Origin of the sequence: Streptomyces varsoviensis (genome assembly GCF_000718635.1) — a bacterium.
Lineage (GTDB): Bacteria > Actinomycetota > Actinomycetes > Streptomycetales > Streptomycetaceae > Streptomyces > Streptomyces varsoviensis.
Window position 1 is genome coordinate 112,812 of sequence record NZ_JOBF01000015.1, and the last position, 24,434, is coordinate 137,245.

The following is a 24,434-nucleotide window of genomic DNA, read 5'->3' on the forward strand; positions in this document are numbered from 1 at the left end:
TCCATAGGGGCGCGTTTCCACGCTCTCATCGGCTCCCTATGGGCTCTCCCTATGAGGCAAACGGGTGCCCCTATAGGCGTCAAAAAGCCGGGCGGGCTCGGAGTTCGAGCCCGCCCGGCCGCAGTCCGCCCTGCCGGGCGGTTACACCTTGCGCAGTCGGAAGGTCAGGGACAGGGGCTCGTCCGTGAACGGTTCGCCGAAGGAGGCGTCGGGCTCCGCCGTCGCGAACTCATCGGCCAGCACCTCGTCGGAGATCAGCGCGGCGTGCTCGGCCAGCGCCTCCGCCGTCTCGGCGTCCGCCGCGTCCCAGCGGACCAGGATGCGGTCCGCGACATCCAATCCGCTGTTCTTACGGGCCTCCTGGATCAGCCGGATGGCGTCGCGCGCCAGGCCCGCGCGGCGCAGCTCCGGGGTGATCTCCAGGTCGAGGGCGACGGTGGCGCCCGAGTCGGAGGCCACCGACCAGCCCTCGCGCGGCGTCTCGGTGATGATGACCTCGTCCGGGGCGAGCGTCACCCGTTCGCCGTCGACCTCCACGGCGGCCGTGCCCTCGCGCAGGGCCAGCGACAGCGCGGCAGCGTCCGCCTCGGCGACGGCCTTCGCGACCGCCTGGACGCCCTTGCCGAACCGCCTGCCGAGCGCCCGGAAGTTGGCCTTGGCCGTGGTGTCCACGAGCGAGCCGCCGACCTCGGAGAGGGCGGCCAGCGAGGAGACGTTCAGCTCCTCGGTGATCTGGGCGCGCAGCTCGTCCGAGAGGGACGCGAAGCCGGAGGCCGCGACCAGCGCCCGCGACAGCGGCTGACGCGTCTTCACGCCGGACTCCGCGCGGGTCGCGCGGCCCAGCTCGACCAGCCGGCGCACCAGCACCATCTGCTCGGAGAGCGTCGGGTCGATCAGCGTCTCGTCGGCGACCGGCCAGGTGGACAGGTGCACCGAGTCGGGCGCGTCGGGCGCCACGGGTACGACGAGGTCCTGCCACACCCGCTCGGTGATGAACGGGGTGAGCGGCGCCATCAGCCGGGTGACCGTCTCCACCGTCTCGTGCAGGGTGCGCAGCGCGGCCGGGTCGCCCTGCCAGAAGCGGCGGCGGGAGCGGCGCACGTACCAGTTGGAGAGGTCGTCGACGAACGCGGACAGCAGCTTGCCGGCCCGCTGGGTGTCGAAGGCCTCCAGCGCCACGGTGACCTGGTCGACCAGCGCGTTCAACTCGCCGAGCAGCCAGCGGTCCAGCAGCGGCCGGTCGGCCGGGGCCGGGTCGGCGGCGGACGGCGCCCAGGAGGACGTACGGGCGTACAGCGCCTGGAAGGCGACCGTGTTCCAGTACGTCAGGAGCGTCTTGCGGACGACCTCCTGGATCGTGCCGTGCCCGACCCGGCGCGCGGCCCAGGGGGAGCCGCCGGCCGCCATGAACCAGCGGACCGCGTCGGCGCCGTGCTGGTCCATCAGCGGGATCGGCTGGAGGATGTTGCCCAGGTGCTTGGACATCTTGCGGCCGTCCTCGGCGAGGATGTGGCCCAGGCAGACCACGTTCTCGTAGGAGGACTTGTCGAAGACCAGGGTGCCGACCGCCATCAGCGTGTAGAACCAGCCGCGGGTCTGGTCGATGGCCTCGGAGATGAACTGCGCCGGGTACCGCTTCTCGAAGAGGTCCTTGTTCTTGTACGGGTAGCCCCACTGCGCGAACGGCATCGAACCCGAGTCGTACCAGGCGTCGATGACCTCCGGGACGCGGGTCGCCTCCAGCGCGCAGCCCTCGGCCGGGCAGCCGAAGGTGACGGCGTCGATGTACGGCCGGTGCGGGTCCAGCCCGGACTGGTCGGTCCCGGTCAGCTCGGTCAGCTCGGCCAGCGAGCCGACGCAGGTCAGGTGGCCCTCCTCGCAGCGCCAGATGGGCAGCGGGGTGCCCCAGTAGCGGTTGCGGGAGAGCGCCCAGTCGATGTTGTTGTTGAGCCAGTCGCCGAAGCGGCCGTGCTTGACCGATTCCGGGAACCAGTTGGTCGCCTCGTTCTCCGCGAGCAGCCGGTCCTTGACGGCGGTGGTGCGGATGTACCAGGAGGGCTGCGCGTAGTAGAGCAGCGCCGTGTGGCAGCGCCAGCAGTGCGGGTAGCTGTGCTCGTACGGCACGTGCCGGAAGAGCAGGCCGCGCTCGCGCAGATCCTCGACCAGCGCCTCGTCGGCCTTCTTGAAGAACTGGCCGCCGACGAGCGGCAGCCCGGCCTCGAAGGTGCCGTCGGGGCGGACCGGGTTGACGACCGGCAGGCCGTACGCGCGGCAGGTCCTGAGGTCGTCCTCGCCGAACGCCGGGGCCTGGTGGACGAGGCCGGTGCCGTCCTCGGTGGTCACGTACTCGGCGTTGACGACGTAGTTGGCGTCGGCCAGCTCGACGAGCGAGAACGGGCGCTCGTAGGCCCAGCGCTCCATCTCCCGGCCGGTGAACGTCTCGCCGGTGGCCTCCCAGCCCTCGCCGAGCGCCTTCTCCAGCAGCGGTTCGGCGACGACGAGCCGCTCCGCGCCGTCGGTCGCCACGACGTAGCGGACGTCGGGGTGGGCGGCGACGGCGGTGTTGGAGACCAGGGTCCAGGGGGTGGTGGTCCAGACGAGCAGCGAGGCCGTGCCCGCCAGCGGCCCGGAGGTCAGCGGGAGGCGGACGAAGACCGACGGGTCGACGACGGTCTCGTACCCCTGCGCCAGCTCGTGGTCGGACAGGCCGGTGCCGCAGCGCGGGCACCAGGGGGCGACCCGGTGGTCCTGGACGAGCAGCCCCTTGCCGAAGATCTCCTTGAGCGACCACCACACGGACTGCACATAGTCCGGGTCCATGGTGCGGTAGGCGTCGTCGAGGTCGACCCAGTAGCCCATGCGCTCGGTCAGCTCGGCGAAGGCGTCGGTGTGGCGGGTCACCGACTCGCGGCACTTCGCGTTGAACTCCGCGATGCCGTACGCCTCGATGTCCTGCTTGCCGTTGAAGCCCAGCTCCTTCTCGACGGCCAGCTCCACCGGCAGGCCGTGGCAGTCCCAGCCGGCCTTGCGGCCCACGTGGTAGCCCTGCATGGTGCGGAAGCGGGGGAAGACGTCCTTGAAGACGCGGGCCTCGATGTGGTGGGCGCCGGGCATGCCGTTGGCGGTCGGCGGGCCCTCGTAGAAGACCCACTCGGGGCGCCCCTCGGACTGGGCGAGGGTGCGGTCGAAGATCTTGTTCTCGCGCCAGAAGTCGAGCACGGCGTGTTCGAGGGCGGGCAGGTCCACCTGGGCGGGCACCTGCCGGTACTGCGGCGACGGGGTCATCTGGCTCTTCCTCCGGCGGAACGTCGTGTCGCTGTCCGTCGGAGGGACGAGAGCCGATGCGCTCCCGCGGTACCACCCTCCTTGGCCGCGGGCCGTGCCCGGGCCCCCTCATTGGGGTTCGCGAGGCCGGGTCTACTGGCCCGCCGGGGCGGGCGTTCTTCCGGCGGCTCCGGGGTGATCTTCACGTCGCGCACACCCCCGGGCTCACACCGTCCCCGGGTCGCTCTTGGCTGCGTACGGCGCTACTCGTCCCTTCCACGCCTTTCGCTGCGCCCAGTGTACGGGCCCGCACCGAGCGCCGCCGACCCGTTTTCCGCCGCGGGCCCGGCGGGGGGCTCGCCGTGCTGCGTCGGCTGAGGTAGCGGCCGGTCCTGGGTTGACCCGAATGCCGATACGCCCGACGTGCCCCTCCCACCGGCGGGCCCGGGCGCCCGGCCGTGGCGCCCGTACCGCCGGATTACCGGGCCATGGGCTGGGCACAACCGATGAGACCGGTCTGCTTTACGAGCAAGCCGGGGCGAATCCGGCGGCGTGCCCCGTTGCCGCGTGCCCGGAGTCGATTTATCGTTCCGGCACGATTCGCGAGCAAGATCACAAAATGTGAAGGGGCCGCGGCCATGGTGGCGAAGAAGACCGCCGCGAAGAAGAGCGCGCCGTCCGGCAGGGCGGCGGCAGCGACGGCGAAGAAGGCCGCCCTGGCCGCTGAGCAGCCCGGTGAAGAGATCGCGGAGCCTGAAGAGTCCGCGGGACCTGAGGAGACCGCTGGGGCCCCGGAGGCCGTGGAGCTCGTGGACGAGGGCGCCGTGGGCCCGCCGGCCCGCCCGGGGGCGGCCGGCGGGCCCACGGCGAAGAAGACGGCCAAGAAGACCGCGGCGAAGAAGACGGTGGGGAAGAAGACGGCAGGGAAGAAGACGGCGGCCGGGAAGACCGCGGGGAAGAAGGCGGCCGAGCAGGCCGGGGAGAAGAAGGCCGCGGCGAAGAAGGCGGCGGCGAAGGAGACGGTGGCCGAGAAGGCTCCCGCGAAGAAGGCCGCGGCGCGGCAGGCCATGGGGGAGGAGGCCCCGGACGCGACGGCCGTCGCCGGGAGAGCCGCGGCCGCGAAGGCTCCGGCGAAGAAGGCGGCGACGAAGAAGGCCGCGGCGAAGCGGGGCACGGCCGAGGAGGCCGTGGTGACGAGGGGCGCGGCAGGTACCACAGGCGAGACCACAGCCAGTAGGGCCGCACCGGCCGAAGAGGCGGTGCCCGCGAAGAAGACGACGGGAGCCAAGACGGTGGCTGCTAAGAAGACCACGGGTGGGGAACGGGCTGCCAAGGCCACGACAGCGGCCACGGCAGCGGCCGCGACGACGGTGCCGGGGGCCCGTACGGCCGCCGCCGAGCCCGAAGAGCTGGCCGTACGACCGGGCGAGGACCCCTGGTCGCCGGCGGAGGTGGCCGAGGCGCGGACCGAGCTGCAGAGCGAGGTGCTGCGGCTGCGGACCGAGCTGGCCGCCTCCGAGGAGGCGATCGCCGGGCTGATGCGGGACTCCGGCGACGGCGCCGGGGACGACCAGGCCGACACGGGCACCAAGAACATCACGCGCGAGCACGAGCTGGCGCTGGCCGGGAACGCCCGCGAGATGCTGGACCAGACCGAGCGCGCTCTGGAGCGGCTCGACGCCGGTACGTACGGCATCTGTGAGAACTGCGGGAAGCCCATCGGCAAGGCCCGAATGCAGGCGTTTCCGCGCGCCATGCTCTGCGTCGAGTGCAAGCAGCGGCAGGAACGCCGCTGACCGGCCCGCGGCGGCGTGCCGTACGCTCATCCTCAGCCGGGCGGGGCCGCCCGGTGCCCAGCGAACGCAGCAGTGCGCCGCGCTGCCGGGCAGCACCGCCGGACCGGGCGGTGGTGAGCGGCGGGCGGGACGACGTCGAAGGACTCAGGTGACAGAGGCGGAGCAGACCACCGGTACGCCGGGAGAGGCCGATGGGGACGGCGCCTCGCAGGAGGTGGGTCCGCCGCAGGGGAAGAAGCGGCGGATCGGCGTGCTGCTGACGGTCGCCCCCCTGGCCTACCTCCTGGACCTGGTCAGCAAGCTGGCCGTGGTGGCCAAGCTGGAGCACCACGACCCGGTCCAGCTCATCGGCACCTGGCTCCAGCTCCAGGTGATCCGCAACCGCGGGGCCGCCTTCAGCTTCGGCGAGGCGATGACCATCGTCTTCACCTGCATCGCGGTCATCGTGATCGTGGTGATCGCCCGGCTCGCCCGCAAGCTCTACAGCGTGCCGTGGGCGATCGCGCTGGGCCTGCTGCTCGGCGGGGCGCTCGGCAACCTCACCGACCGGGTGTTCCGCTCGCCCGGCGGCTTCCAGGGCGGCGTCGTCGACTGGATCGCGCCCGCGCACTTCGCGGTGTTCAACCTCGGCGACTCGGCGATCGTCTGCGGCGGCGTGCTGATCGTGATCCTCTCCTTCCGCGGCCTCGACCCGGACGGCACGGTCCACAAGGACTGAGGGGCGACAAGGACTGACGGCTCACAGGGGCGGCGCGGTCCACGCGGGCGTACGGGCGTACGGGCGGGTCCGCGCCGTCCTGCATACTCGACGGGTGAGCACGATTCCCGAGATCCGCACCCTGCCCGTACCCGACGGCCTCGAAGGCGAGCGCGTCGACGCCGCCATCGCCCGCATGTTCGGCTTCTCGCGGACCAAGGCGGCCGAGCTCGCCGCCGGGGGGAAGGTGCAGCTCGACGGCGCGCCGGCCGGCAAGTCCGACCGGGTGACCGGCGGCGCCTGGCTGGAGGTCGAGATGCCGGGGGCCCCGGCGCCGGTGCAAATCGTCGCCGAGCCCGTCGAGGGCATGGAGATCGTGCACGACGACGACGACGTGGTCGTGATCGTCAAGCCGGTCGGGGTCGCCGCGCACCCGAGCCCCGGCTGGACCGGCACCACCGTCATCGGCGGGCTCGCCGCCGCGGGCTACCGCATCTCGACGTCGGGGGCGGCCGAGCGCCAGGGCATCGTGCACCGCCTCGACGTGGGCACCTCGGGGCTGATGGTCGTCGCCAAGTCCGAGCGCGCCTACACCCTGCTCAAGCAGCAGTTCCGGGAGCGTACGGTCGACAAGCGCTACCACGCGCTGGTGCAGGGCCATCCGGACCCGATGAGCGGCACCATCGACGCTCCCATCGGGCGGCACCCGAACCACGACTACAAGTGGGCGGTGACGGCCGAGGGCAAGCCGTCCGTGACCCACTACGACCTCATCGAGGCGTTCCGGGCCGCCAGTCTTCTCGACATCAAGCTGGAGACCGGCCGTACGCACCAGATCCGCGTGCACATGGCGGCGCACCGGCACCCGTGCGTCGGCGACATCACGTACGGCGCGGACCCGACGCTCGCCAAGCGGCTCGGGCTCACCCGGCAGTGGCTGCACGCGATGCGGCTCGGCTTCGAGCACCCCGGCGACGGGGCGTGGGTGGAGTTCGAGAGCGCGTACCCCGACGACCTTCAGCGTGCGCTGGACATCGTGCGGGCGGAGAGTTCCTGACGCTGCGTCATTCGTAGGGTCCGGGGCGCGCCCGGACCGGTGCCGGGGCGTATGGCCCGGATATTCCGGCGAGCGGTGATATGTGATCAATGCCGCGTTCAGCGGTTTGTGTGATCAGCCATGGCAGGCTTGAGACGTTGATCGTAGGACCGACCCCGGAGCGAAGACGTCGTGGACCAGCTTGCCCTGCTGTTCGTACTGCTACTCGGGGCCGTGGTCATGGTGCCGCTCGGCGACCGGCTGGGGCTGCCCTCGCCGGTCCTGATGACGCTGGGCGGGATCGTCCTCGCGCTGCTGCCGTTCGTGCCCAACATCGACGTGCCACCCGAGTACATCCTGCCGCTGGTGCTGCCGCCGCTGCTGTACGCCTCGGTCCAGCGCACGTCCTGGCGGCAGTTCGCGGCCAATCTGCGGCCGATCTTCCTGCTTGCGGTGGCGCTGGTCTTTGTGACGACCGCCGCCGTCGCGATCGTGGCCAACGCCGTCGTGCCGGGGCTGCCGCTCGCCGCCGCCGTCGCGCTCGGCGCGCTGGTCGCCCCGCCCGACCCGGTCGCCGCGACCGCCGTCGCCGGGGCGCTCGGGCTGCCGCGCCGCCTCGTCTCCATCCTGGAGGGCGAGGGATTGTTCAACGATGTCACCGCGATCGTGCTCTATCACGTGGCCATCGCCGCCGCCGTCACCGGAACCTTCTCCTTCCCGCACGCCGTGGGCGAGCTGGTGCTGTCCGCCGTGGTCGCCATAGTGGTGGGCCTGGTGCTCGGCTGGGCCGCCAACAAGCTGATGGGCCTGCTCGGCGATGCCACCCTCCAGATCGGGCTGACCCTGCTGGTGCCGTTCGTCGCGTACGTCCTGGCCGAGGAGTTCCGCGGCTCGGGCGTGCTGGCGGTGCTCACCACCGCGCTCTTCCTCGCCGAACACGCCGTGGACGCCGATGACGTGATGGGCCGGCTGGCCGGCCACACCTTCTGGGAGATCGTCGACACCCTCGTCACCGGCGTCGCCTTCGGCCTCATCGGCCTCGAACTCCACAACGTCTTCGGCACCGCCTCCGGCCGCTGGGGCGAGATGCTCGGGATCGGCGGCGCGGTCATCGGCGTCGTGATCGGCGTACGGCTGCTGTGGCTGCTGCCGGCCGCCTGGCTCGCCCGCAAGATGCACCGGCACCGGGACGTCGAGGAGGAGATCCCGATGACCTGGCGGGAGACCGTCGTCATGTGGTGGTCCGGGATGCGCGGCGTCGCCTCCGTCGCGCTGGCCCTCGCCATCCCCCTCACCGTCGACGACGGCTCCGACTTCCCCGGCCGCGACGAGATCCTCTTCATCGCCTTCTCCGTCGTCATGGCCACCCTCGTCGTCCAGGGGCTGACCCTGCCCTGGCTGGTGCGGAAGCTCGGCGTGAAGGCCGACACCGACGCCGAGCGGGAGACGGAGCGCCAGCTCGCGTTCCGCGCGGCCAAGGCCGCCAAGCGGCGGCTCAAGGAGATCCAGGCCGTCGAGGAATTGCCCGACGATCTGTCCGAACAGCTCAACAGGCGCGCGTACGACGTGGGGGCGCGCATCAGCCCCGACATGGTCGACGACGAGCGCCGCGAGGCCCACGCCCAGCGCGTCAAGCGCCTCCGCACCGTCCAGCGCATCCAGAGCGAAATGCTCTCGGCCGCCCGCCACGAGGTCCTCTCCGCCCGCAGCGAGGCAGGCGCCGACCCCGAAATCGTCGACCGCGTCCTACGCCACCTCGACGTCCGCAGCCTCCGCTGACGCTCCCCTGGGCGGGGGGCCTGGGCGCCGAAAACCGTGCGGCCCGGTCGCGCCGCCCCGAGGCCGTACGGACCGGGGGCCGTACCGGGCCGGGTCGTACGGGCTTGCAGCCGTACGAGCCGGAGGCTGTACCGGGCGGGGAAGGTACGGGCTTGCAGCCGTGCGGGTCCGAGACCGCGTCGGCCCGAGGCGGTACGGGGCCTGACCGTACCGGACCGGCGTCGTACGGGCCTGGAGCCGTACAGGGGCGGAGGCCGTACCGGGGCGGGACGTGTGGGGGTGGAGCCGTACCGGGGCGGGGCCGCGCCCGGTGGTGCCGTGCGGATTGGGCGTTGGTGCGGGCCGGGAGGCCGCTAAGTGGTGCCGGGGCCGGGGCCGATGTCTTCGGAGGTCGGCGGTGCCTGGGGGCGGTCGGGGGCCTCGCGTAGGCCCGGGGCGTGGGCGGTGTTGATGCGGGGCAGCGCGTATGGGTGCTCGCGGCGCAGCCACTCCACCATCTGCTCGCGCACCACGCACCGGAGCGTCCAGATGTCGTCGGAGTCCTTGGCGGTGACGAGGGCCCGCACCTGGATCGTGGACGGGGTGGTGTCGGTGATCACCAGGCTCCAGGCCCGGCGGTCCCACTCGGCGGACTTCATGAGGACCTCGTGGAGTCGCTCCCGCATCAGGTCTATCGGCGTGGTGTGGTCCAGGTGGAAGAAGACTGTCCCGGTCATCCGCGGCGTGCCGCGCGTCCAGTTCTCGAAGGGCTTGCTCGTGAAGTACGACACCGGCATGGTGATCCGGCGCTCGTCCCAGGTGGTCACCACGAGATAGGTGAGGGTGATCTCCTCGACCGTGCCCCACTCGCCGTCGACCACCACCGTGTCGCCGATCCGCACCATGTCGCCGAAGGCGATCTGGAGGCCGGCGAAGAGGTTGCCGAGCGTCGACTGGGCGGCGACACCGGCGACGATGCCGATCACACCGGCCGAGGCCAGCATCGACGTGCCGACGGTCTTCATCGCCGGGAAGGTCAGCAGCATCGCCGCCACCGTCACCACCACGACGACCGCGGTCACGATCCGCTGGATCAGCGTCACCTGGGTGCGGACCCGGCGGACCCGGGCCCGGTCGTGGGCGTTCGCGGCGTAGCGGGCGTACGTCGACTCCACTATGGCCGCGGCGACGCGCACCGCGAGCCAGGCGACGGCGCCGATCAGCACCAGCGTCAGGGTCTGGCCGATGCCCGCCTCGTGCTCCTCGACCACCTTGAACCGCACGGACGTGTAGCTGCCGCGCAGCAGCGCCGCGCACAGCACGAGCTGGAGCGGCAGCCGGCAGCGGCGCAGCAGGTCCCACAGCGGGGTCTCGGGGTGGCGGGCGTCGATCCGGCGCACCACCAGGTCGGCGACCCAGCCGACGAGCAGGGTGATGGCGACCGAACCGCCGATCACGATGAGCGGACGCAACACGTCCTCCATGGACACCTCGGCTCCTTCCAGCACGATTCGGGTGGTCCGCGTCCCACCGACGGTAACTGGCACGATGGTGAGATCGCGATTCACCTACAGGGAAGTGGCTCCAGTGGCGTCCTCTACCACGATTGTCCTGTTTCACTCGGCCTACGGACTGCGGCCGGCCGTACACGCGGCGGCGGAGCGGCTGCGCGCCGCGGGCCACGAGGTGCATGTCCCGGACCTCTACGACGGGCGGACCGCCGAGACCGTCGAGGACGGCATGGCGATCAAGGACGAGATCGGCAAGGAGGAGCTGCTGCGCCGCGCCGTCACCGCCGTCGCCCCGCTTTCCGAGCGCGGCCTCGTCTACGCGGGCTTCTCGCTCGGCGGGTCGATCGCGCAGAACCTGGCGCTGGGCGACGAGAAGGCGCGGGGGCTGCTGCTCCTGCACGGCACCTCCGACCTCGCGGAGGACGCGTCCGTCGACGAGCTGCCCGTACAACTGCATGTCGCGGACCCGGACCCGTTCGAGCCGCAGGACTGGCTGAACGCCTGGTATCTGCGGATGCGGCGGGCCGGGGCGGACGTGGAGGTCTACCGCTACCAGGGGGCCGGGCACATCTTCACCGACCCCGCCCTCCCGGACTACGACGAGGAGGCGGCCGAGGCCGCGTGGAAGGTGTCGCTCGGCTTCCTCGCGGACCTCGGCGACGCGTAGCCGGTTCCGGACGACGCGTACGGTTCCGGGCGGCGGGCGGGCGGCCTCATCGCGGCCTCATCCGGCCGCCCACTCGCGGTCGCCCACCCGCGGCCGTACGGCTACTTCTTCTTCGGGGCGAATTCCTTGTCGATCGTCGCGACGAACTCGTCCTTGGTCATCGGGGCGCGGGTCATGCCCTCGGCGTGCAGCTTCTTCCCGTCGACGAGCAGCGTGGGCGTGCTGTCCACGCCGTTCTTGCCGAAGAGCTTGCCCATCTCCAGCGCCCACTTGTCGTACGTGCCGTCCTTGACGGCCTTCTCGAAGCCGGCGTTGCCCTTGAGCGCCGGGACCTGCTGGGCGATGTCGATGAGCCTCTGGTCCTTGGCGAAGGCGTCGTCGGTCTCCTCCGGGTGGTTCTTCTTCGAGTACAGGGCCTCCTTGTACTCGACGAACGCCTCCGGGCTGACGTTCAGGGCCGCGCCCAGGGCGCTGACGGCGTTCTTGGAGCCGGTCCCCGTGCCGCCGCCCATGGTGTCGATGAAGTTGACTATGACGTAACGCACCTTGTAGCGGCCGTCCTTGACGTCCTGGCGCAGTTCGGGCCCTGCGTTCTGCTCGAAGGCCGCGCACGCGGGGCACCGCGGGTCCTCGAAGACCTCCAGGGTCTTCTTGGCCTTGGCGTCGCCGATGGTGATCACTTCGCCGTTCTCGCCGGTGGTGTTGGCGGGTTTGACGAGGGTCTTCTTCGCGGCGGCGTCCCATTCCTTGCTGCCGGTGGACTCGTTCTTGCCGGAGCCGCTGTCCATGTTGCTGACCGCGTAGCCGATGCCGCCGGCTATCGCGAGGACCACCACGATCGCACCGCCGACGACGAGCTGGCGGCGGGTCTTGTCCTTCTTGGCCTGGCGCTCGCGTTCGGCGCGCAGCCGCTCGCGGGCGGCCTGCTTGTTCTGCGGGTTGTTGCGGTTGCTCATGATCTCGACTCCGTGGGATTGACGTGCGCGGCAGTGAAGAGGACCGGAGTGCTCAGACGCCCGGGAGGGCGTGAGCGGCCGGGTGGGGCGGACCGCGCCGTACGACGGAGTGGACGAGCTGGGGGAGCGTACGGGCGATGTGCGCGCGCCCGTACGCCGCGACGGGCGCTCCCGGACGCGCGGTGGTGCCGATCACGGCGACGGCGTACAGGAGCGGCCGGAAGGCGAGGGAGGCGACCGCGCGCAGCAGCCGCCGCAGCGCCACCTCGCCGCGCCGCAGCCAGGCCGCGGCCAGCAGCCCGACCGCGACATGCGCGGCCAGCAGCAGCCAGGGCATCGAGGCGCCGCCGAGCAGCGGCGCGGGGCCGTCGTGCCGGGCCGCCAGCCGGGCCAGCGGCGTGCCGAACTCGCCGCCGCGGCACAGCAGATCGACGCCCATGGAGCGCAGCGGCCCCGTGACGGGGCCGCCCGTGGGGCCATAACACGTGTGCTGGCCCGTGGTGAAGACCGTGTCGGCCACCAGCTCCAGGGGGACGAGGAGGGCGGCGATGTGTCCGTAGCCGCGCTCCCGGCCCGCCAGCGCGTACGCGATCGCGAAGAAGGCGGCGCAGAGCGCGGCGATCGTCGACAGCGGGAGGGGGGTGCGGGAGAGCGCGACGTGCGAAGCGGCGGACAGCGTGACGCACACGGCCGTGAACAGCGCGGCGCGTACGGCTCTCAACTGCTCTCCCGTCCCCTCCATGACGCCGAATTTTGCCACGGTGGCGGGTGGACGTCGTGTCAAGATTCGGACTCGGGTCCGTATCGGAGCCGGCTCAGAGACGGGCCTTCAGGGCCGACTCGAAGTCCGCCGGGGTCATCGGCACGCCGTCGCCCTTCTTCAGCTTCTCGCCGTCGAACTTGAGGGTCGGCGTCCCGGTGACGTCCTTGGCGTTGTCGAACGTCTCGGAGACGTTCAGCGCCCACTTGTCGAAGGTGCCCTTGGTGACGTTCTTCTTGAACTCGGCGTTGTCCTTGAGGGCCGGGACCTGCTGCGCGATCTTCAGCAGGTAGTCGTCGTCGGCGAACTTGTCCTGGGTCTCCTCGGGGTGGTTCGCCTTGGAGTACAGCGCCTGGTTGTAGGCGACGAACGCCTCCGGGCTGACGTTGACGGCGGCCCCGATCGCGCTGAGCGCGTTCTTCGACCCGGTCCCGCCCATGTTCCGGTCGAGGAACGTGCCGATGTGGTACGTGACCTTGTACTTGCCGTCCTTGACGTCCTTCTGGATCGTGTCGCCGACGTTCTGCTCGAAGACCGAGCAGATCGGGCAGCGCATGTCCTGGTAGATGTCCAGGGTGTGCTTGGCCTTCGGGTCGCCGACGACGATGTCGGTGCCGCCCTTGCCCGCGGTGTTCGCGGGCTCGACCAGCGTCTGCTTCGCGGCCGCGTCCCAGGACGCGTTGCTGCTCTTGCCGCCGCTGCCGCCGAGCTGCGTGGCGGCGATCCCGATGCCGGCGGCGACGGCCAGCACCGCGACGACCGAGCCGCCGACGACGAGCCGGCGGCGGGTCTTGTCCTTCTTGGCCTGGCGCTCGCGTTCGGCGCGCAGCCGCTCGCGGGCGGCCTGCTTGTTCTGGTGGCTGTTGCGGTTGCTCATGAGGGTGCTCTCTCTGCGTCGTGTGACGGTCGTCCGCGGACCGGCCGGCTGGTCGCTCGGCGGCCGGTGGACCGGATGGCTCAGGCGAACGCGGGGAGAGGCGGTCCCCGGCGGACGACCGAGTGCACGAGCAGAGGGTGCGTACGGGCGGGTGGGGTGCGGCGCGCGACGCGGCGCACGGCGGCCCGTACGGGGGTGGCCGAGGTGGCGAGCGCGGCGAGGGCGAGCAGCAGCGGACGGAACGCGGCCACGGCCGCGGCCCGCAGCAGTTGGCCCAGGGCGGCCTCGCCGCGCCGCAGCCAGGCCGCGCCCAGCAGCCCGAGCCCCAGGTGGGCGGCGAGCAGCAGCCAGCAGGCCGCCGAGGCGTCCGGGACGCTCGGCAGCGGCGAGCCGACGTCGCCCCCGCCGCAGAGCAGGACCAGCGCCCCGCCGGTACGGGCGGCGCCGGGCTGACCGTGGCAGGTCTCCTGTCCCGTGGTGAAGACGGCGTCGGCCGCCAGCTCCAGGGGGACGAGGAGGGCGGCGATGTGCCCGTAGCCGCGCTCCCGCCCGGCCAGCGCGTAGGCGATCACGAAGACGGCGGCCGACAGCGCGGCGACGGTCGCCACCGGCAGCGGGGCGCCGGAGAGCAGGACATGGGTCGTCGCGGACAGCAGTACGCACAGCGCCGTGAAGAGCGCCGCGCGCAGTGCCCGCAGTCGTACCGCTGAAATGTCCATCGAACGGAGTCTGTCATGAGCGGCGGTAGGGGCCGCTTAAGGAGAACCTGTCAGAGGCCGGGGATGCGGCCGTTGCGGAAGAGGTCCACGAAGATCTGGTGGTCGGCCCGCGCCCGCGCCCCGTAGGAGTGTGCGAAGCCGGTCAGCAGCTCGGCGAAGCCGTCCTCGTCGGCGGCGATGACGGCGTCGATCGCGCGCTCGGTGGAGAAGGGCACCAGGGAGTGGCCGCTCTGGTCGTCGGCGGCCGCGTGCATGGCGGCGGTGGCCCGGCCCAGGTCCGCGACGACGGCGGCGATCTCGGCCGGGTCGTCGATGTCCGACCAGTCCAGGTCCACCGCGTAGGGCGACACCTCGGCGACGAGCTGGCCCCACCGGTTGCCGTCGCCCTCCAGTTCCGTCCAGCCGAGCCAGGGGTCGGCGTGCGCCTGGAGGGCGCGCTGGGAGATGACCGTGCGGTGGCCCTCGTGCTCGAAGTAGTCGCGCACCGCCCGGTCGGTGATGTGCCGGGAGACGGCCGGGGTCTGGGCCCGCTTCATGTAGATGACGACATCGTTCTCCAGGGCGTCGCTGTTGCCCTCCAGGAGGATGTTGTACGAGGGCAGGCCGGCGCTCCCTATGCCGATGCCCCGGCGGCCGACGACGTCCTTGACGCGGTAGGAGTCGGGCCGGGCCAGGGAGGACTCCGGGAGCGTCTCCAGATAGCCGTCGAAGGCCGCGAGGACCTTGTAGCGGTCCGCCGCGTCCAGCTCGATCGTGCCGCCGCCGGCCGAAAAGCGGCGCTCGTGGTCGCGGATCTCGGTCATCGAGTCGAGCAGCGCGAACCGGGTACGGGCCCGCGCGTCGCGCAGCGCGCCCAGCAGCGGTCCCTCGGCGGTGTCCAGGGTGAACGGCGGCACCTCGTCATCCTTGGCGCCGGTCGCCAGGTCGTGGACGCGGGCCCGGTACGCGGCGGCGTAGACGCCCACCAGCTCGCCGATCTGCTCGTCGCTGAGCGCCTTGGAGTAGCCGATCAGCGCGATGGAGGCGGCGAAGCGCTTGAGGTCCCAGGTGAAGGGGCCCACGTACGCCTCGTCGAAGTCGTTGACGTTGAAGACCAGGCGGCCGTTGGCGTCCATGTACGTGCCGAAGTTCTCGGCGTGCAGGTCGCCGTGCACCCACACCCGGCTCGTCCGCTCGTCCAGATACGCGCCCCCGTCGTCGCCGGCCGCACCGGTCGCGCCGACTGCGCCATCGGGGCCTGCGGCCAGGTCGTTGTAGAACAGGCAGGCCGTACCCCGGTAGAAGGCGAAGGCCGAGGCGGCCATCTTCCGGAACTTGACCCGGAAGGCGGCCGGGTCGGCCGCGAGAAGTTCGCCGAAGGCGGTCTGGAAAACGGCGAGTATCTCCTCGCCGCGCCGCGTGGCCCGGTCCTGCTCGGTCGCCATCGCTGGGTCCTCCTGGGTTGTCGCGCACCGGGGCGTCCGCCCCACCGCCTCCAACGCGCGAGGCCGCCGACGAGTGCCCCGTCGTTGTCGGTGGGCCGTCGTAGACTTCGTAGCCGTCTCCTCAAGCCGTCGTCGACCGTTCGCCGGAGGTCCGCCACCGTGTCCAAGCCGCCCTTCACGCACCTGCACGTGCACACCCAGTACTCGCTGCTGGACGGCGCCGCGCGGCTGAAGGACATGTTCAACGCGTGCAATGAGATGGGCATGACGCACATCGCCATGTCCGACCACGGCAATCTGCACGGCGCGTACGACTTCTTCCACTCCGCCCAGAAGGCGGGGGTGACGCCGATCATCGGGATCGAGGCGTACGTGGCGCCGGAGTCGCGGCGCAACAAGCGCAAGGTGCAGTGGGGCCAGCCGCACCAGAAGCGCGACGACGTGTCCGGTTCGGGTGGTTATACGCATAAGACGATCTGGGCGGCCAACAGCACGGGGCTGCACAACCTCTTCCGCCTCTCCTCGGACGCGTACGCGGAGGGCTGGCTCCAGAAGTGGCCCCGGATGGACAAGGAGACCCTCGCCCAGTGGTCGGAGGGGCTGATCGCCTCCACCGGCTGCCCCTCCGGCGAGCTCCAGACCAGGCTGCGGCTCGGTCAGTACGAGGAGGCGCGCAAGGCGGCCGGGGAGTACCAGGACATCTTCGGCAAGGAGCGGTATTTCCTGGAGCTGATGGACCACGGCATCGACATCGAGCGCCGGGTCCGCGAGGACCTGCTCAAGATCGGCAAGGAGCTGGGCATCCCGCCGCTGGTCACCAACGACTCGCACTACACGTACGCGCACGAGTCCACGGCCCACGACGCGCTGCTGTGCATCCAGACCGGCAAGAACCTCTCCGACCCCGACCGCTTCCGCTTCGACGGCACCGGCTACTACCTGAAGTCCACGGAGGAGATGTACGCCATCGACTCCTCGGACGCCTGGCAGGAGGGGTGCAGCAACACCCGGCTGATCGCCGACATGATCGACACGACCGGCATGTTCGAGAAGCGCGACCTCATGCCGAAGTTCGAGATCCCGGAGGGGTTCACCGAGGTCACCTGGTTCCAGGAGGAGGTCCGGGTCGGCATGGCGCGCCGCTACCCGGGCGGCGTCCCCGAGGACCGCCAGAAGCAGGCGGAGTACGAGATGGACGTCATCATCCAGATGGGGTTCCCGGGGTACTTCCTCGTCGTCGCCGACTTCATCATGTGGGCCAAGAACAACGGCATCGCGGTGGGCCCGGGCCGCGGCTCCGCGGCCGGCTCGATCGTCGCGTACGCCATGGGCATCACCGACCTCGACCCGATCACCCACGGGCTGATCTTCGAGCGGTTCCTCAACCCCGAGCGCGTCTCCATGCCCGATGTCGACATCGACTTCGACGAGCGCAGGCGCGTCGAGGTGATCCGGTACGTGACCGAGAAATACGGCGCCGACAAGGTCGCCATGATCGGCACGTACGGAAAGATCAAGGCGAAGAACGCCATCAAGGACTCCGCGCGCGTGCTCGGATATCCGTACGCGATGGGCGACCGGCTCACCAAGGCCATGCCCGCCGACGTCCTCGGCAAGGGCATCGACCTCAGCGGCATCACCGACCCCAAGCACCCCCGCTACAGCGAGGCGGGCGAGATCCGGGGGATGTACGAGAACGAGCCGGACGTCAAGAAGGTCATCGACACCGCGAAGGGCGTCGAGGGCCTGGTCCGGCAGATGGGCGTGCACGCGGCCGGCGTGATCATGTCCAGCGAGCCCATCGTCGACCACGCCCCGCTCTGGACGCGGCACACCGACGGTGTCACGATCACGCAGTGGGACTACCCCCAGTGCGAGTCGCTCGGCCTGCTCAAGATGGACTTCCTGGGCCTGCGCAACCTCACGATCATGGACGACGCCGTCAAGATGGTGAAGGCCAACAAGGGCATCGACCTGGAGATGCTCGACCTCCCGCTGGACGACCCCAAGACCTTCGAGCTGCTCTGCCGCGGCGACACGCTCGGCGTCTTCCAGTTCGACGGCGGCCCGATGCGCTCGCTGCTGCGCCAGATGCAGCCCGACAACTTCGAGGACATCTCCGCCGTCTCGGCCCTCTACCGGCCGGGCCCGATGGGCATGAACTCGCACATCAACTACGCGGAGCGGAAGAACGGCCGCCAGGAGATCACCCCTATCCACCCGGAGCTCGAAGAGCCGCTGAAGGAGACCCTGGGTCTGACCTACGGCCTCATCGTGTACCAGGAGCAGGTGCAGAAGGCCGCCCAGATCATCGCCGGGTACTCGCTCGGCGAGGCCGACATCCTGCGCCGCGTGATGGGCAAGAAGAAGCCGGAGGAGCTGGAGAAGAACTTCGTCCTCTTCCAGGCGGGCGCCAAGAAGAAGGGCTACTCGGACGCCGCGATCCAGGCGCTGTGGGACGTCCTGGTGCCGTTCGCCGGCTACGCCTTCAACAAGGCCCACTCCTCCGCGTACGGGCTGGTCACCTACTGGACCGCCTACCTCAAGGCGAACTACCCCGCCGAGTACATGGCGGCGCTGCTCACCTCGGTCAAGGACGACAAGGACAAGTCGGCCGTCTATCTGAACGAGTGCCGCCGCATGGGCATCAAGGTGCTCCCGCCGAACGTCAACGAGTCCGTGCACAACTTCGCCGCCCAGGGCGAGGACGTGATCCTCTTCGGCCTGGAGGCCGTCCGCAACGTCGGCACCAACGTCGTCGAGTCGATCATCCGGTCCCGCAAGGCGAAGGGGAAGTACCTCTCCTTCCCGGACTACCTGGACAAGGTCGAGGCCGCCGCCTGCAACAAGCGCACCACCGAATCGCTGATCAAGGCGGGCGCCTTCGACACCATGGGCCACACCCGCAAGGGCCTGACCGCCCACTACGAGTCGATGATCGACAACGTGGTGCAGGTCAAGCGCAAGGAGGCCGAGGGGCAGTTCGACCTCTTCGGCGGCATGGGCGACGACGCGGCCGACGACGGGCCGGGCTTCGGGCTCGACGTGGAGTTCTCCGACATCGAGTGGGAGAAGTCCTACCTGCTCGCGCAGGAGCGCGAGATGCTCGGCCTGTACGTCTCCGACCACCCGCTCTTCGGCCTGGAGCACGTCCTGTCGGACAAGGCCGACGCGGGCATCGGGCAGCTCACCGGCGGCGACTACTCCGACGGCTCGATCGTCACCATCGGCGGCATCATCTCCGGCCTCCAGCGCAAGATGACCAAGCAGGGCAACGCCTGGGCGATCGCCACCGTCGAGGACCTGGCCGGCTCCATCGAGTGCATGTTCTTCCCGGCCACGTACCAGCTCGTCTCCACCCAGCTCGTCGAGGACACCGTCGTCTTCGTCAAGGGCCGCCTCGACAAGCGCGAGGACATCCCGCGCCTGGTCGCCATGGAGATGATGGTCCCCGACCTCTCGAACGCCGGGACCAACGCGCCCGTGCTCATCACCATCCCCACGGTGAAGGTCACCCCGCCGCTGGTGGAGAAGCTCGGCCAGGTGCTCAGCCACCACCGCGGCTCCACCGAGGTGCGGATCAAGCTCCTGGGCGCGCGCAAGAACACCGTCCTGCGGCTCGACCGGCACCGGGTCAACCCGGACCCCGCGCTCTTCGGGGACCTCAAGGTGCTGCTGGGCCCGGCCTGCCTGGCCGGGTAGCGAGCGACGCGGCAAAGAGGGGCGCACCCGATGCCGGGTGCGCCCCTCGCGCGCTCTGTGCGTCCGGTCAGTTGTGGCCGAACCGGCGCTCGCGCCCCTTGTGAGCCATGTTCGTCGGGCCCTGGGTCCGCATCTGCTCGGACTGGGCCTCCATGGAGGTGTTCTTCGACTCCTCCGCGCCGCGCTCCGCCGCGCCGCGCGCCTGGTGCTTGTTGCGGTCGCGGTTCTTATGCTTGCTCATCGCCATGCCTCCAGTCGGGGTCGCCCCCCGAAATCACCGTGGCATGGCCCGTAGCGCACCGCATTTCGGGCAATTACCGTGAGTGAAGTAGTTAATTGCCTGACGCAAGTGATTTCCGCCACGCCGATGATCGAGTTCCCGCTGATAACCCCGGCGCGGTCGGGCAGACTCGAAGGAAAGCCGAAGGAAAAGCACCGGGGCACCGCTGTACCGGGGGGCGACCGAACGTCTGGACTCCAGGAAAGAGGGTGGAACGTGGACCGCTGCGTCGTCCTGGTGGACGCCGGCTATCTGCTGGGCGCCGCCGCGAGCCTGCTCGCCGGGGAGCCGGCGCGATCACGCATCACCGTGGACCACGCGACCCTCATCCAAGGGCTGCGGGAGCGCGCGGAGGCCGAGACCGCACAACCCCTCCTGCGCATCTACTGGTTCGACGGCGCGCCCGACCGGGTGCCGCAGCCGGAGCACCGGCGGCTGCGCGTCATGCCGCGCGTCACGGTGCGGCTGGGCGCGCTGACCCGCAGCGACGGGCGGTGGGCGCAGAAGGGGGTGGACGCCGCGATGCACGCCGAGCTCACGGAGCTGGCCCGCAACCGCGCCTGCTCCGACATCGTGCTCGTCACCGGCGACGGCGACCTGCTGCCGGGCCTCATGTCGGCCAAGGAGCACGGCGTCGCCGTCCACCTGTGGGCCCTCCAGGCCGCCGACGGCGACTACAACCAGTCCGAGGACCTCGTCGCCGAGGCCGACGAACGGCGCGTCCTGGACCGTACGTGGATCACCAGGGCCGTACGGACCAAGGAGCTCAGCGGGGCGTGCGCCCCGCCGCCCGTGCCGCGCCCGGAGATCGCCGCCATCCTCTCCGCGCCGTTGCCCGAGACGGCCGCCGCGGCCGCCGTCTCCGGCAACGGCACGGTCGTCGAGCGGCCCCCGCAGCGCAACGGCTCCGGGCCGCCGGCCGGGCCCGCCGACGGTGACCCCCGGTCCCGGCCGGACCCCGCCGCGGCCGCCGAGCCGGCCGGCGGCAAGGGGGTGCCCACCCCCAAGGACCTGGCCGGCCTCGGCCCCGGGCGCGGCTCCGGCTCTCCACCGCCGGCCCAGCACCCGGTGCCCAGCGCCACCCTCCGCTGGTCCTCCGACAAAGGCTGGGTCGAACGGGGCTCCGGCCCCGGCGGCGGCGAACCGTCCGAGACCGCGGCCCTGCCGACGCTCGCCCAGCTCACCAGCGCCGAGCAGCGCTGGGCCGACAGGGAAGAGGACATCACCACCGTCGGCGGCGACCCCTTCGAGGTCGGCCAGGTCTTCGCGCGCCGCTGGACGGAGCGGCTCTCCGACACCGGCCACCTCCAGCTCATCTCCACCGAATACCCCCGCATCCCGCACCGCATCGACGGCGAACTCCTGCGCTACGCCGCCCGCTTCGGCCTCCTCGCCCACAAAGACGACCAAATCGACGAACACGACCGCTACGCCATTCGCGCCGGGTTCTGGCGCGAACTCGACTCCCACACCGCCGCCGAGCACTCACCGGCCGGCGACTGACCCCCAGCCGGCCCCACCGGCCATTGGCCTGCGGCCGGCGGCAGAGCGACGCGCCCGGCGTGGGCGGGACGGCCTTTGGCCTGCGGCCTGGGGCGCCGCGGGTGTCCCGCGAGGCGTCGGCGGCTGCCGCTGCGGGGAAACGACCCGGCGCGGCGCGCCCGCCGCAGACAGACGGGCCTCCGGCCCTGCCCGTGCGGCCTGCCGCCGGCGGTAGAGCGGCGCGCCCGTCACGGGCGGGACGGCCTTTGACCTGCGGTCTGCGGCAGAGCGGCGGGCCGGGCGCGGGCATGTGGTGCGGCCCCGGCGGCGCGGGGCGGTGGGGGTACGACCCCGGGCACGTGGGCGCCGGGGCGCGGGCATACGGCGCTCCCCCGGGGCGCAAGGGCCGTCCGGGGCGGGCGTGGGCGTACGGCGCGCGCCCCCGGCGCGAGGGGGTCGGGGTGTCGCGGGCACACGGCGCGCCCCCAGGCGCGAGGGGGCCCGGGGGCGGCGCGGGCATACGCGCACCCTCCCCCCCGTGGCTCACGTTGGGCGGCAGCGGAACCGCGGAGCGGGGTGGCGGGGGTGGACCCGCGGGTGGGGTGGGGTGGGTGGGCGCGTACCCTCGTAGTTCGTGAGGACGGGCGCGAGAGTGGCGGAGCGGGGCTCCGGCGGTGAGGTGGCGGGCGACGCGGTGTGCACCGTGCGCGGCCTGGTCAAGACCTATCCCGCCGCGCGCCGCCGCCGCGGAGCGGAGGGCGCCCCCGCCGTGCGGGCCAGCGACGGCGTCGACCTCGACGTGCGGCGCGGTGAGATCTTCGGGCTGCTCGGCCCGAACGGTGCCGGCAAGTCCACCCTCGTCCGGCAGCTCACCGGCCTGCTGCGGCCCGACGGCGGCAGCGTCGAACTCCTCGGCCACGACCTGGTCCGCCACCCCGAGCGCGCCGCCCGCCTCATCGGCTACCTCGGCCAGGAGTCCAGCGCGCTGGACGAGCTGACCGTCGCCCTCGCCGCCGAGACCACCGGCCGGCTGCGCGGTCTGGACCTGCGCACGGCCCGCGCCGAGCGCGACGCCGTCCTCGACGAACTCGGCCTCGCCCCCATCGCCGGCCGCCCCCTGAAGAAGCTCTCCGGAGGCCAGCGCCGGCTCGCGTGCTTCGCCGCCGCCCTGGTGGGGGAGCGGCCCATGCTCGTACTCGACGAGCCCACCACCGGCATGGACCCCGTCGCCCGCCGGGCCGTCTGGGCCGCTGTCGACCGCCGCCGCGCCGAGCACGGCACCACCGTGCTGCTCGTCACCCACAACGTCATCGAGGCCGAGACCGTGCTCGACCGGGTCGCCGTGCTGGAGCGCGGCCGGATCATCGCCTGCGACACGCCCGCCGGGCTCAAGGCGCTCGTCGCCGACGAGGTGCGCGTGGAACTGGTCTGGCGCGACGCGCCCCCGCTCGACGTGCCGGAGGTGGCCGCCCTGCGCGCCGGCGCCACCGAGGCGGGCCGCCGCTGGACGCTGCGGCTCGGCCCGGCCGAGGCCCGTGCCGCCGTCGCCGCCGTGACCGGCGGCCCCGCCTTCTCGGCCCTCGACGACTTCACGCTCGCCACGCCCAGCCTGGAGGACGTGTACCTGGCCCTCGGCGGCCGGGCGGAGGGGCTGGTCAAGGGGTGAGCCGCCGGACGACACAGGGGCCGGGCGCCGCCGCCGAGCGGTCCGTAGCGAAGGGGAGCAGCGCAACGTGAGTGCCGTGTCCGCCGAGGCGGTGACCGGAGGGGTCCGGACCGGGCCGGAGGCCGAGCCGCGTCCGCGAGGCGGCGGCGAGGCCGCTCCGCTCGCCCCGCGGGCCCGCCTGCTGCCGTCGCTCGCCGCCGTCTACCGGGCGCAGCTCTCGCGGGCCCGCGTCGCCCGCATCCCGCTGCTCTTCGTCGCCACCTTCCAGTCGGTCGGGATCATGATCCTGATGCGCGGCGTGGTCGACGGCGGCGACGAGGCGCGCGCCGTCGTCGCGGGCTCCAGCGTGCTGGTCGTCGCGTTCGTCGCGCTCAACCTGCTCGCGCAGTACTTCGGCCAGCTACGGGCCGGGGGCGGCCTCGACCACTACGCCACGCTGCCGGTGCCGCCCGCCGCCGTGGTGCTGGGCGCGGCCGCCGCGTACGCCTCCTTCACGGTGCCCGGTACGGCCGTCACCGCCGTCGCCGGCAGCGTGCTCTTCAAGCTGCCGCTGACCCACCTGTGGGTGCTCGTCGCCGTGATCCCGCTCTCCGGCGCGGCCCTCGCCGGGCTCGGCGCGGCGCTCGGGCTGCTCGCCCCGCGCCAGGAACTGGCCACGCTCTGCGGGCAGTTGGGGATGTCCGCCGCCCTGCTGCTCGGCGTGCTCCCGGCCGCCCATCTGCCCGCCGTGCTCGGTCTCGCACGCGACCTGCTGCCCTCCACCTACGGCGTCGAGGCGCTCGCCCGCTGCTTCGACGCGCGCCCCGACTGGCTCGCGGTCGCCGCGGATCTGGGGGTCTGCGCCGCGGTCGGCGTGGTGTCGCTGGCCGCCGCGACCTGGGCGTACCGCCGGGCGGCGGTGCGATGACGCGCCGGGGGAACCGTCCTGCCGCCGACGGCACGCCGCCGACCTGGCACGATGACGGGGTGACCGCACCGTTGACGCCGCACGAGCAGCCGCCCGAACAGCCCCCGGCCGGGGGCGCGCACCCGCAGGACGAGCCGGCGGAGCAGCCGGGTCTGGCCCGCGAGCTGCGGCAGGCGGCGGTGGTCGCGGTGGCCGTGGCGGTGGCGGGGGTGCTGCTGGGGCTGCTGTGGCTCTGGCTCGCGCCGCGCATGCCACTCGTCTCCGACGAGCGGGCCGTCTACCTCAAGGACCCCGAGGGCGAGCAGGCCATCGGCATGGACGGCACCTTCGTGCTGCTGGCGCTGGGCTTCGGCGTCCTCAGCTCCGCCGTCGTCTTCTGGCTCCGCCGCCGCGGCGGCATCGCCCTGGTCATCGGGCTCGCGATCGGCGGGCTGCTCGCCTCCGTGATCGCCTGGCGGCTCGGCATCTGGCTCGGCCCGGACACCGACATCGTGGCCGCCGCCCGTTCGGCCGGCAAGGGCGTGGTCTTCGACGCCCCCCTCAAGCTCAGCGCCAAGGGCGCGCTGCTGGCCTGGCCCTTCGCGGCCATGGTCGTCCACCTCGTGCTCACCGCCCTCTTCGGCCCCCGCGACCCGGAGCCCGAACCCCAGTGGCCGGACCCGGTCCCACCCCTCCAGGACGGCGACTGACGCACGTACGGCCCCCAGAGCCGCATCCCCGGCCCGTGACCCGGCCTCCGGGGCACGGGCCGGGCGTTCTCCGGCCCCGGCGGCGGTGCCCTACGCGGGGCGCTTTCCGTGGTTGGAGCGGTTCTTCTTGATGCGCCAGCGGCGCTTGCGGGTGCGCTTGGACATGGGCGGCCCTCCCTGGGCGGGCGCCCGTGCGGCGGCCCGCTCCTCGGTCCTAGCGGAAGGGGCCGCGCCGGTCCAGAG

The 24,434-nt window shown here is 72.0% G+C and carries 19 protein-coding genes; 10 read left to right on the plus strand and 9 right to left on the minus strand.

What is annotated here, in order from left to right; all coding sequences use genetic code 11:
* Positions 1-141 precede the first annotated feature (141 nt).
* Positions 142-3,285: an isoleucine--tRNA ligase gene (ileS, locus tag IF55_RS22500; protein ID WP_030883528.1), complete on the minus strand. Its 3,144-nt coding sequence runs from the start codon at positions 3,283-3,285 to the stop codon at positions 142-144.
* Positions 3,286-3,902: 617 nt separating this feature from the next.
* Here ileS and IF55_RS22505 point away from each other — a divergent pair.
* From IF55_RS22505 to IF55_RS22520, 4 genes are all read left to right on the plus strand, one after another.
* Entirely contained in the window at positions 3,903-5,060 is a 1,158-nt protein-coding gene (locus IF55_RS22505; RefSeq protein WP_030883526.1) for a TraR/DksA family transcriptional regulator, read from the plus strand.
* Between the two features lie 148 nt (positions 5,061-5,208).
* Positions 5,209-5,778: a signal peptidase II gene (lspA, locus tag IF55_RS22510; protein ID WP_030883525.1), complete on the plus strand. Its 570-nt coding sequence runs from the start codon at positions 5,209-5,211 to the stop codon at positions 5,776-5,778.
* 94 nt (positions 5,779-5,872) lie between these two features.
* On the plus strand, positions 5,873-6,814 hold the full coding sequence (locus tag IF55_RS22515) for an RluA family pseudouridine synthase (protein ID WP_030883523.1): 942 nt from the start codon (positions 5,873-5,875) through the stop codon (positions 6,812-6,814).
* Between the two features lie 171 nt (positions 6,815-6,985).
* On the plus strand, positions 6,986-8,572 hold the full coding sequence (locus tag IF55_RS22520) for a Na+/H+ antiporter (RefSeq protein ID WP_030883521.1): 1,587 nt from the start codon (positions 6,986-6,988) through the stop codon (positions 8,570-8,572).
* A 353-nt stretch (positions 8,573-8,925) separates the two neighbouring features.
* On the opposite strand, the gene IF55_RS22525 is transcribed toward IF55_RS22520, so the two are convergent.
* Positions 8,926-10,035 (minus strand): mechanosensitive ion channel family protein, encoded by a 1,110-nt coding sequence (locus tag IF55_RS22525; RefSeq protein WP_030883519.1) that lies wholly within the window; start codon positions 10,033-10,035, stop codon positions 8,926-8,928.
* Positions 10,036-10,099: 64 nt separating this feature from the next.
* Between IF55_RS22525 and IF55_RS22530 the strand changes: the two genes are divergently transcribed.
* Positions 10,100-10,729, plus strand: a complete 630-nt coding sequence (locus IF55_RS22530; protein ID WP_211270022.1) for a dienelactone hydrolase family protein — start codon at positions 10,100-10,102, stop codon at positions 10,727-10,729.
* A gap of 101 nt (positions 10,730-10,830) precedes the next feature.
* Here the strand turns inward: IF55_RS22530 and IF55_RS22535 are convergent, their stop codons facing one another.
* From IF55_RS22535 to IF55_RS22555, 5 genes are all read right to left on the minus strand, one after another.
* The gene (locus tag IF55_RS22535; protein ID WP_030883516.1) at positions 10,831-11,685 is read right to left on the minus strand and encodes a thioredoxin domain-containing protein; all 855 of its coding nucleotides are present in this window, start codon (positions 11,683-11,685) and stop codon (positions 10,831-10,833) included.
* 52 nt (positions 11,686-11,737) lie between these two features.
* Complete coding sequence (locus tag IF55_RS22540; protein WP_030883515.1) at positions 11,738-12,427, minus strand: hypothetical protein; 690 nt, start codon at positions 12,425-12,427, stop codon at positions 11,738-11,740.
* A 73-nt stretch (positions 12,428-12,500) separates the two neighbouring features.
* The gene (locus tag IF55_RS22545; protein WP_030883514.1) at positions 12,501-13,322 is read right to left on the minus strand and encodes a thioredoxin domain-containing protein; all 822 of its coding nucleotides are present in this window, start codon (positions 13,320-13,322) and stop codon (positions 12,501-12,503) included.
* Between the two features lie 80 nt (positions 13,323-13,402).
* Complete coding sequence (locus tag IF55_RS22550; RefSeq protein ID WP_030883513.1) at positions 13,403-14,041, minus strand: hypothetical protein; 639 nt, start codon at positions 14,039-14,041, stop codon at positions 13,403-13,405.
* A 50-nt stretch (positions 14,042-14,091) separates the two neighbouring features.
* Positions 14,092-15,465: a DUF2252 domain-containing protein gene (locus IF55_RS22555; RefSeq protein ID WP_030883512.1), complete on the minus strand. Its 1,374-nt coding sequence runs from the start codon at positions 15,463-15,465 to the stop codon at positions 14,092-14,094.
* 159 nt (positions 15,466-15,624) lie between these two features.
* On the opposite strand from IF55_RS22555, the gene dnaE reads away from it, so the two are divergent.
* Positions 15,625-19,167 (plus strand): DNA polymerase III subunit alpha, encoded by a 3,543-nt coding sequence (gene dnaE / locus IF55_RS22560; RefSeq protein ID WP_030883511.1) that lies wholly within the window; start codon positions 15,625-15,627, stop codon positions 19,165-19,167.
* Positions 19,168-19,234: 67 nt separating this feature from the next.
* Here dnaE and IF55_RS39815 read toward each other — a convergent pair whose 3' ends face one another.
* The gene (locus IF55_RS39815; protein ID WP_169767249.1) at positions 19,235-19,408 is read right to left on the minus strand and encodes a hypothetical protein; all 174 of its coding nucleotides are present in this window, start codon (positions 19,406-19,408) and stop codon (positions 19,235-19,237) included.
* Positions 19,409-19,663: 255 nt separating this feature from the next.
* Between IF55_RS39815 and IF55_RS22570 the strand changes: the two genes are divergently transcribed.
* The 4 genes from IF55_RS22570 to IF55_RS22585 all read left to right on the plus strand — a co-directional run bounded on the left by IF55_RS22570 (position 19,664) and on the right by IF55_RS22585 (position 24,191).
* Positions 19,664-20,950, plus strand: a complete 1,287-nt coding sequence (locus tag IF55_RS22570) for an NYN domain-containing protein (RefSeq protein ID WP_030883510.1) — start codon at positions 19,664-19,666, stop codon at positions 20,948-20,950.
* Positions 20,951-21,623: 673 nt separating this feature from the next.
* Positions 21,624-22,595, plus strand: coding sequence for an ABC transporter ATP-binding protein (locus IF55_RS22575; RefSeq protein ID WP_030883508.1), 972 nt, complete (start codon positions 21,624-21,626; stop codon positions 22,593-22,595).
* A gap of 67 nt (positions 22,596-22,662) precedes the next feature.
* Positions 22,663-23,502 carry an ABC transporter permease gene (locus tag IF55_RS22580; RefSeq protein WP_078644973.1) on the plus strand — a complete coding sequence of 280 codons (840 nt, stop codon included), beginning with the start codon at positions 22,663-22,665 and terminating at the stop codon, positions 23,500-23,502.
* A complete protein-coding gene (locus tag IF55_RS22585) occupies positions 23,499-24,191 on the plus strand; it encodes an ABC transporter permease (protein WP_245661328.1) in 693 nt (230 codons plus the stop codon). Before IF55_RS22580 ends, IF55_RS22585 begins: the two co-directional genes overlap by 4 nt.
* Before the next feature lie 90 nt (positions 24,192-24,281).
* Here the strand turns inward: IF55_RS22585 and IF55_RS41580 are convergent, their stop codons facing one another.
* The gene (locus tag IF55_RS41580; protein WP_479200362.1) at positions 24,282-24,356 is read right to left on the minus strand and encodes a 50S ribosomal protein bL37; all 75 of its coding nucleotides are present in this window, start codon (positions 24,354-24,356) and stop codon (positions 24,282-24,284) included.
* Positions 24,357-24,434: the final 78 nt, after the last annotated feature.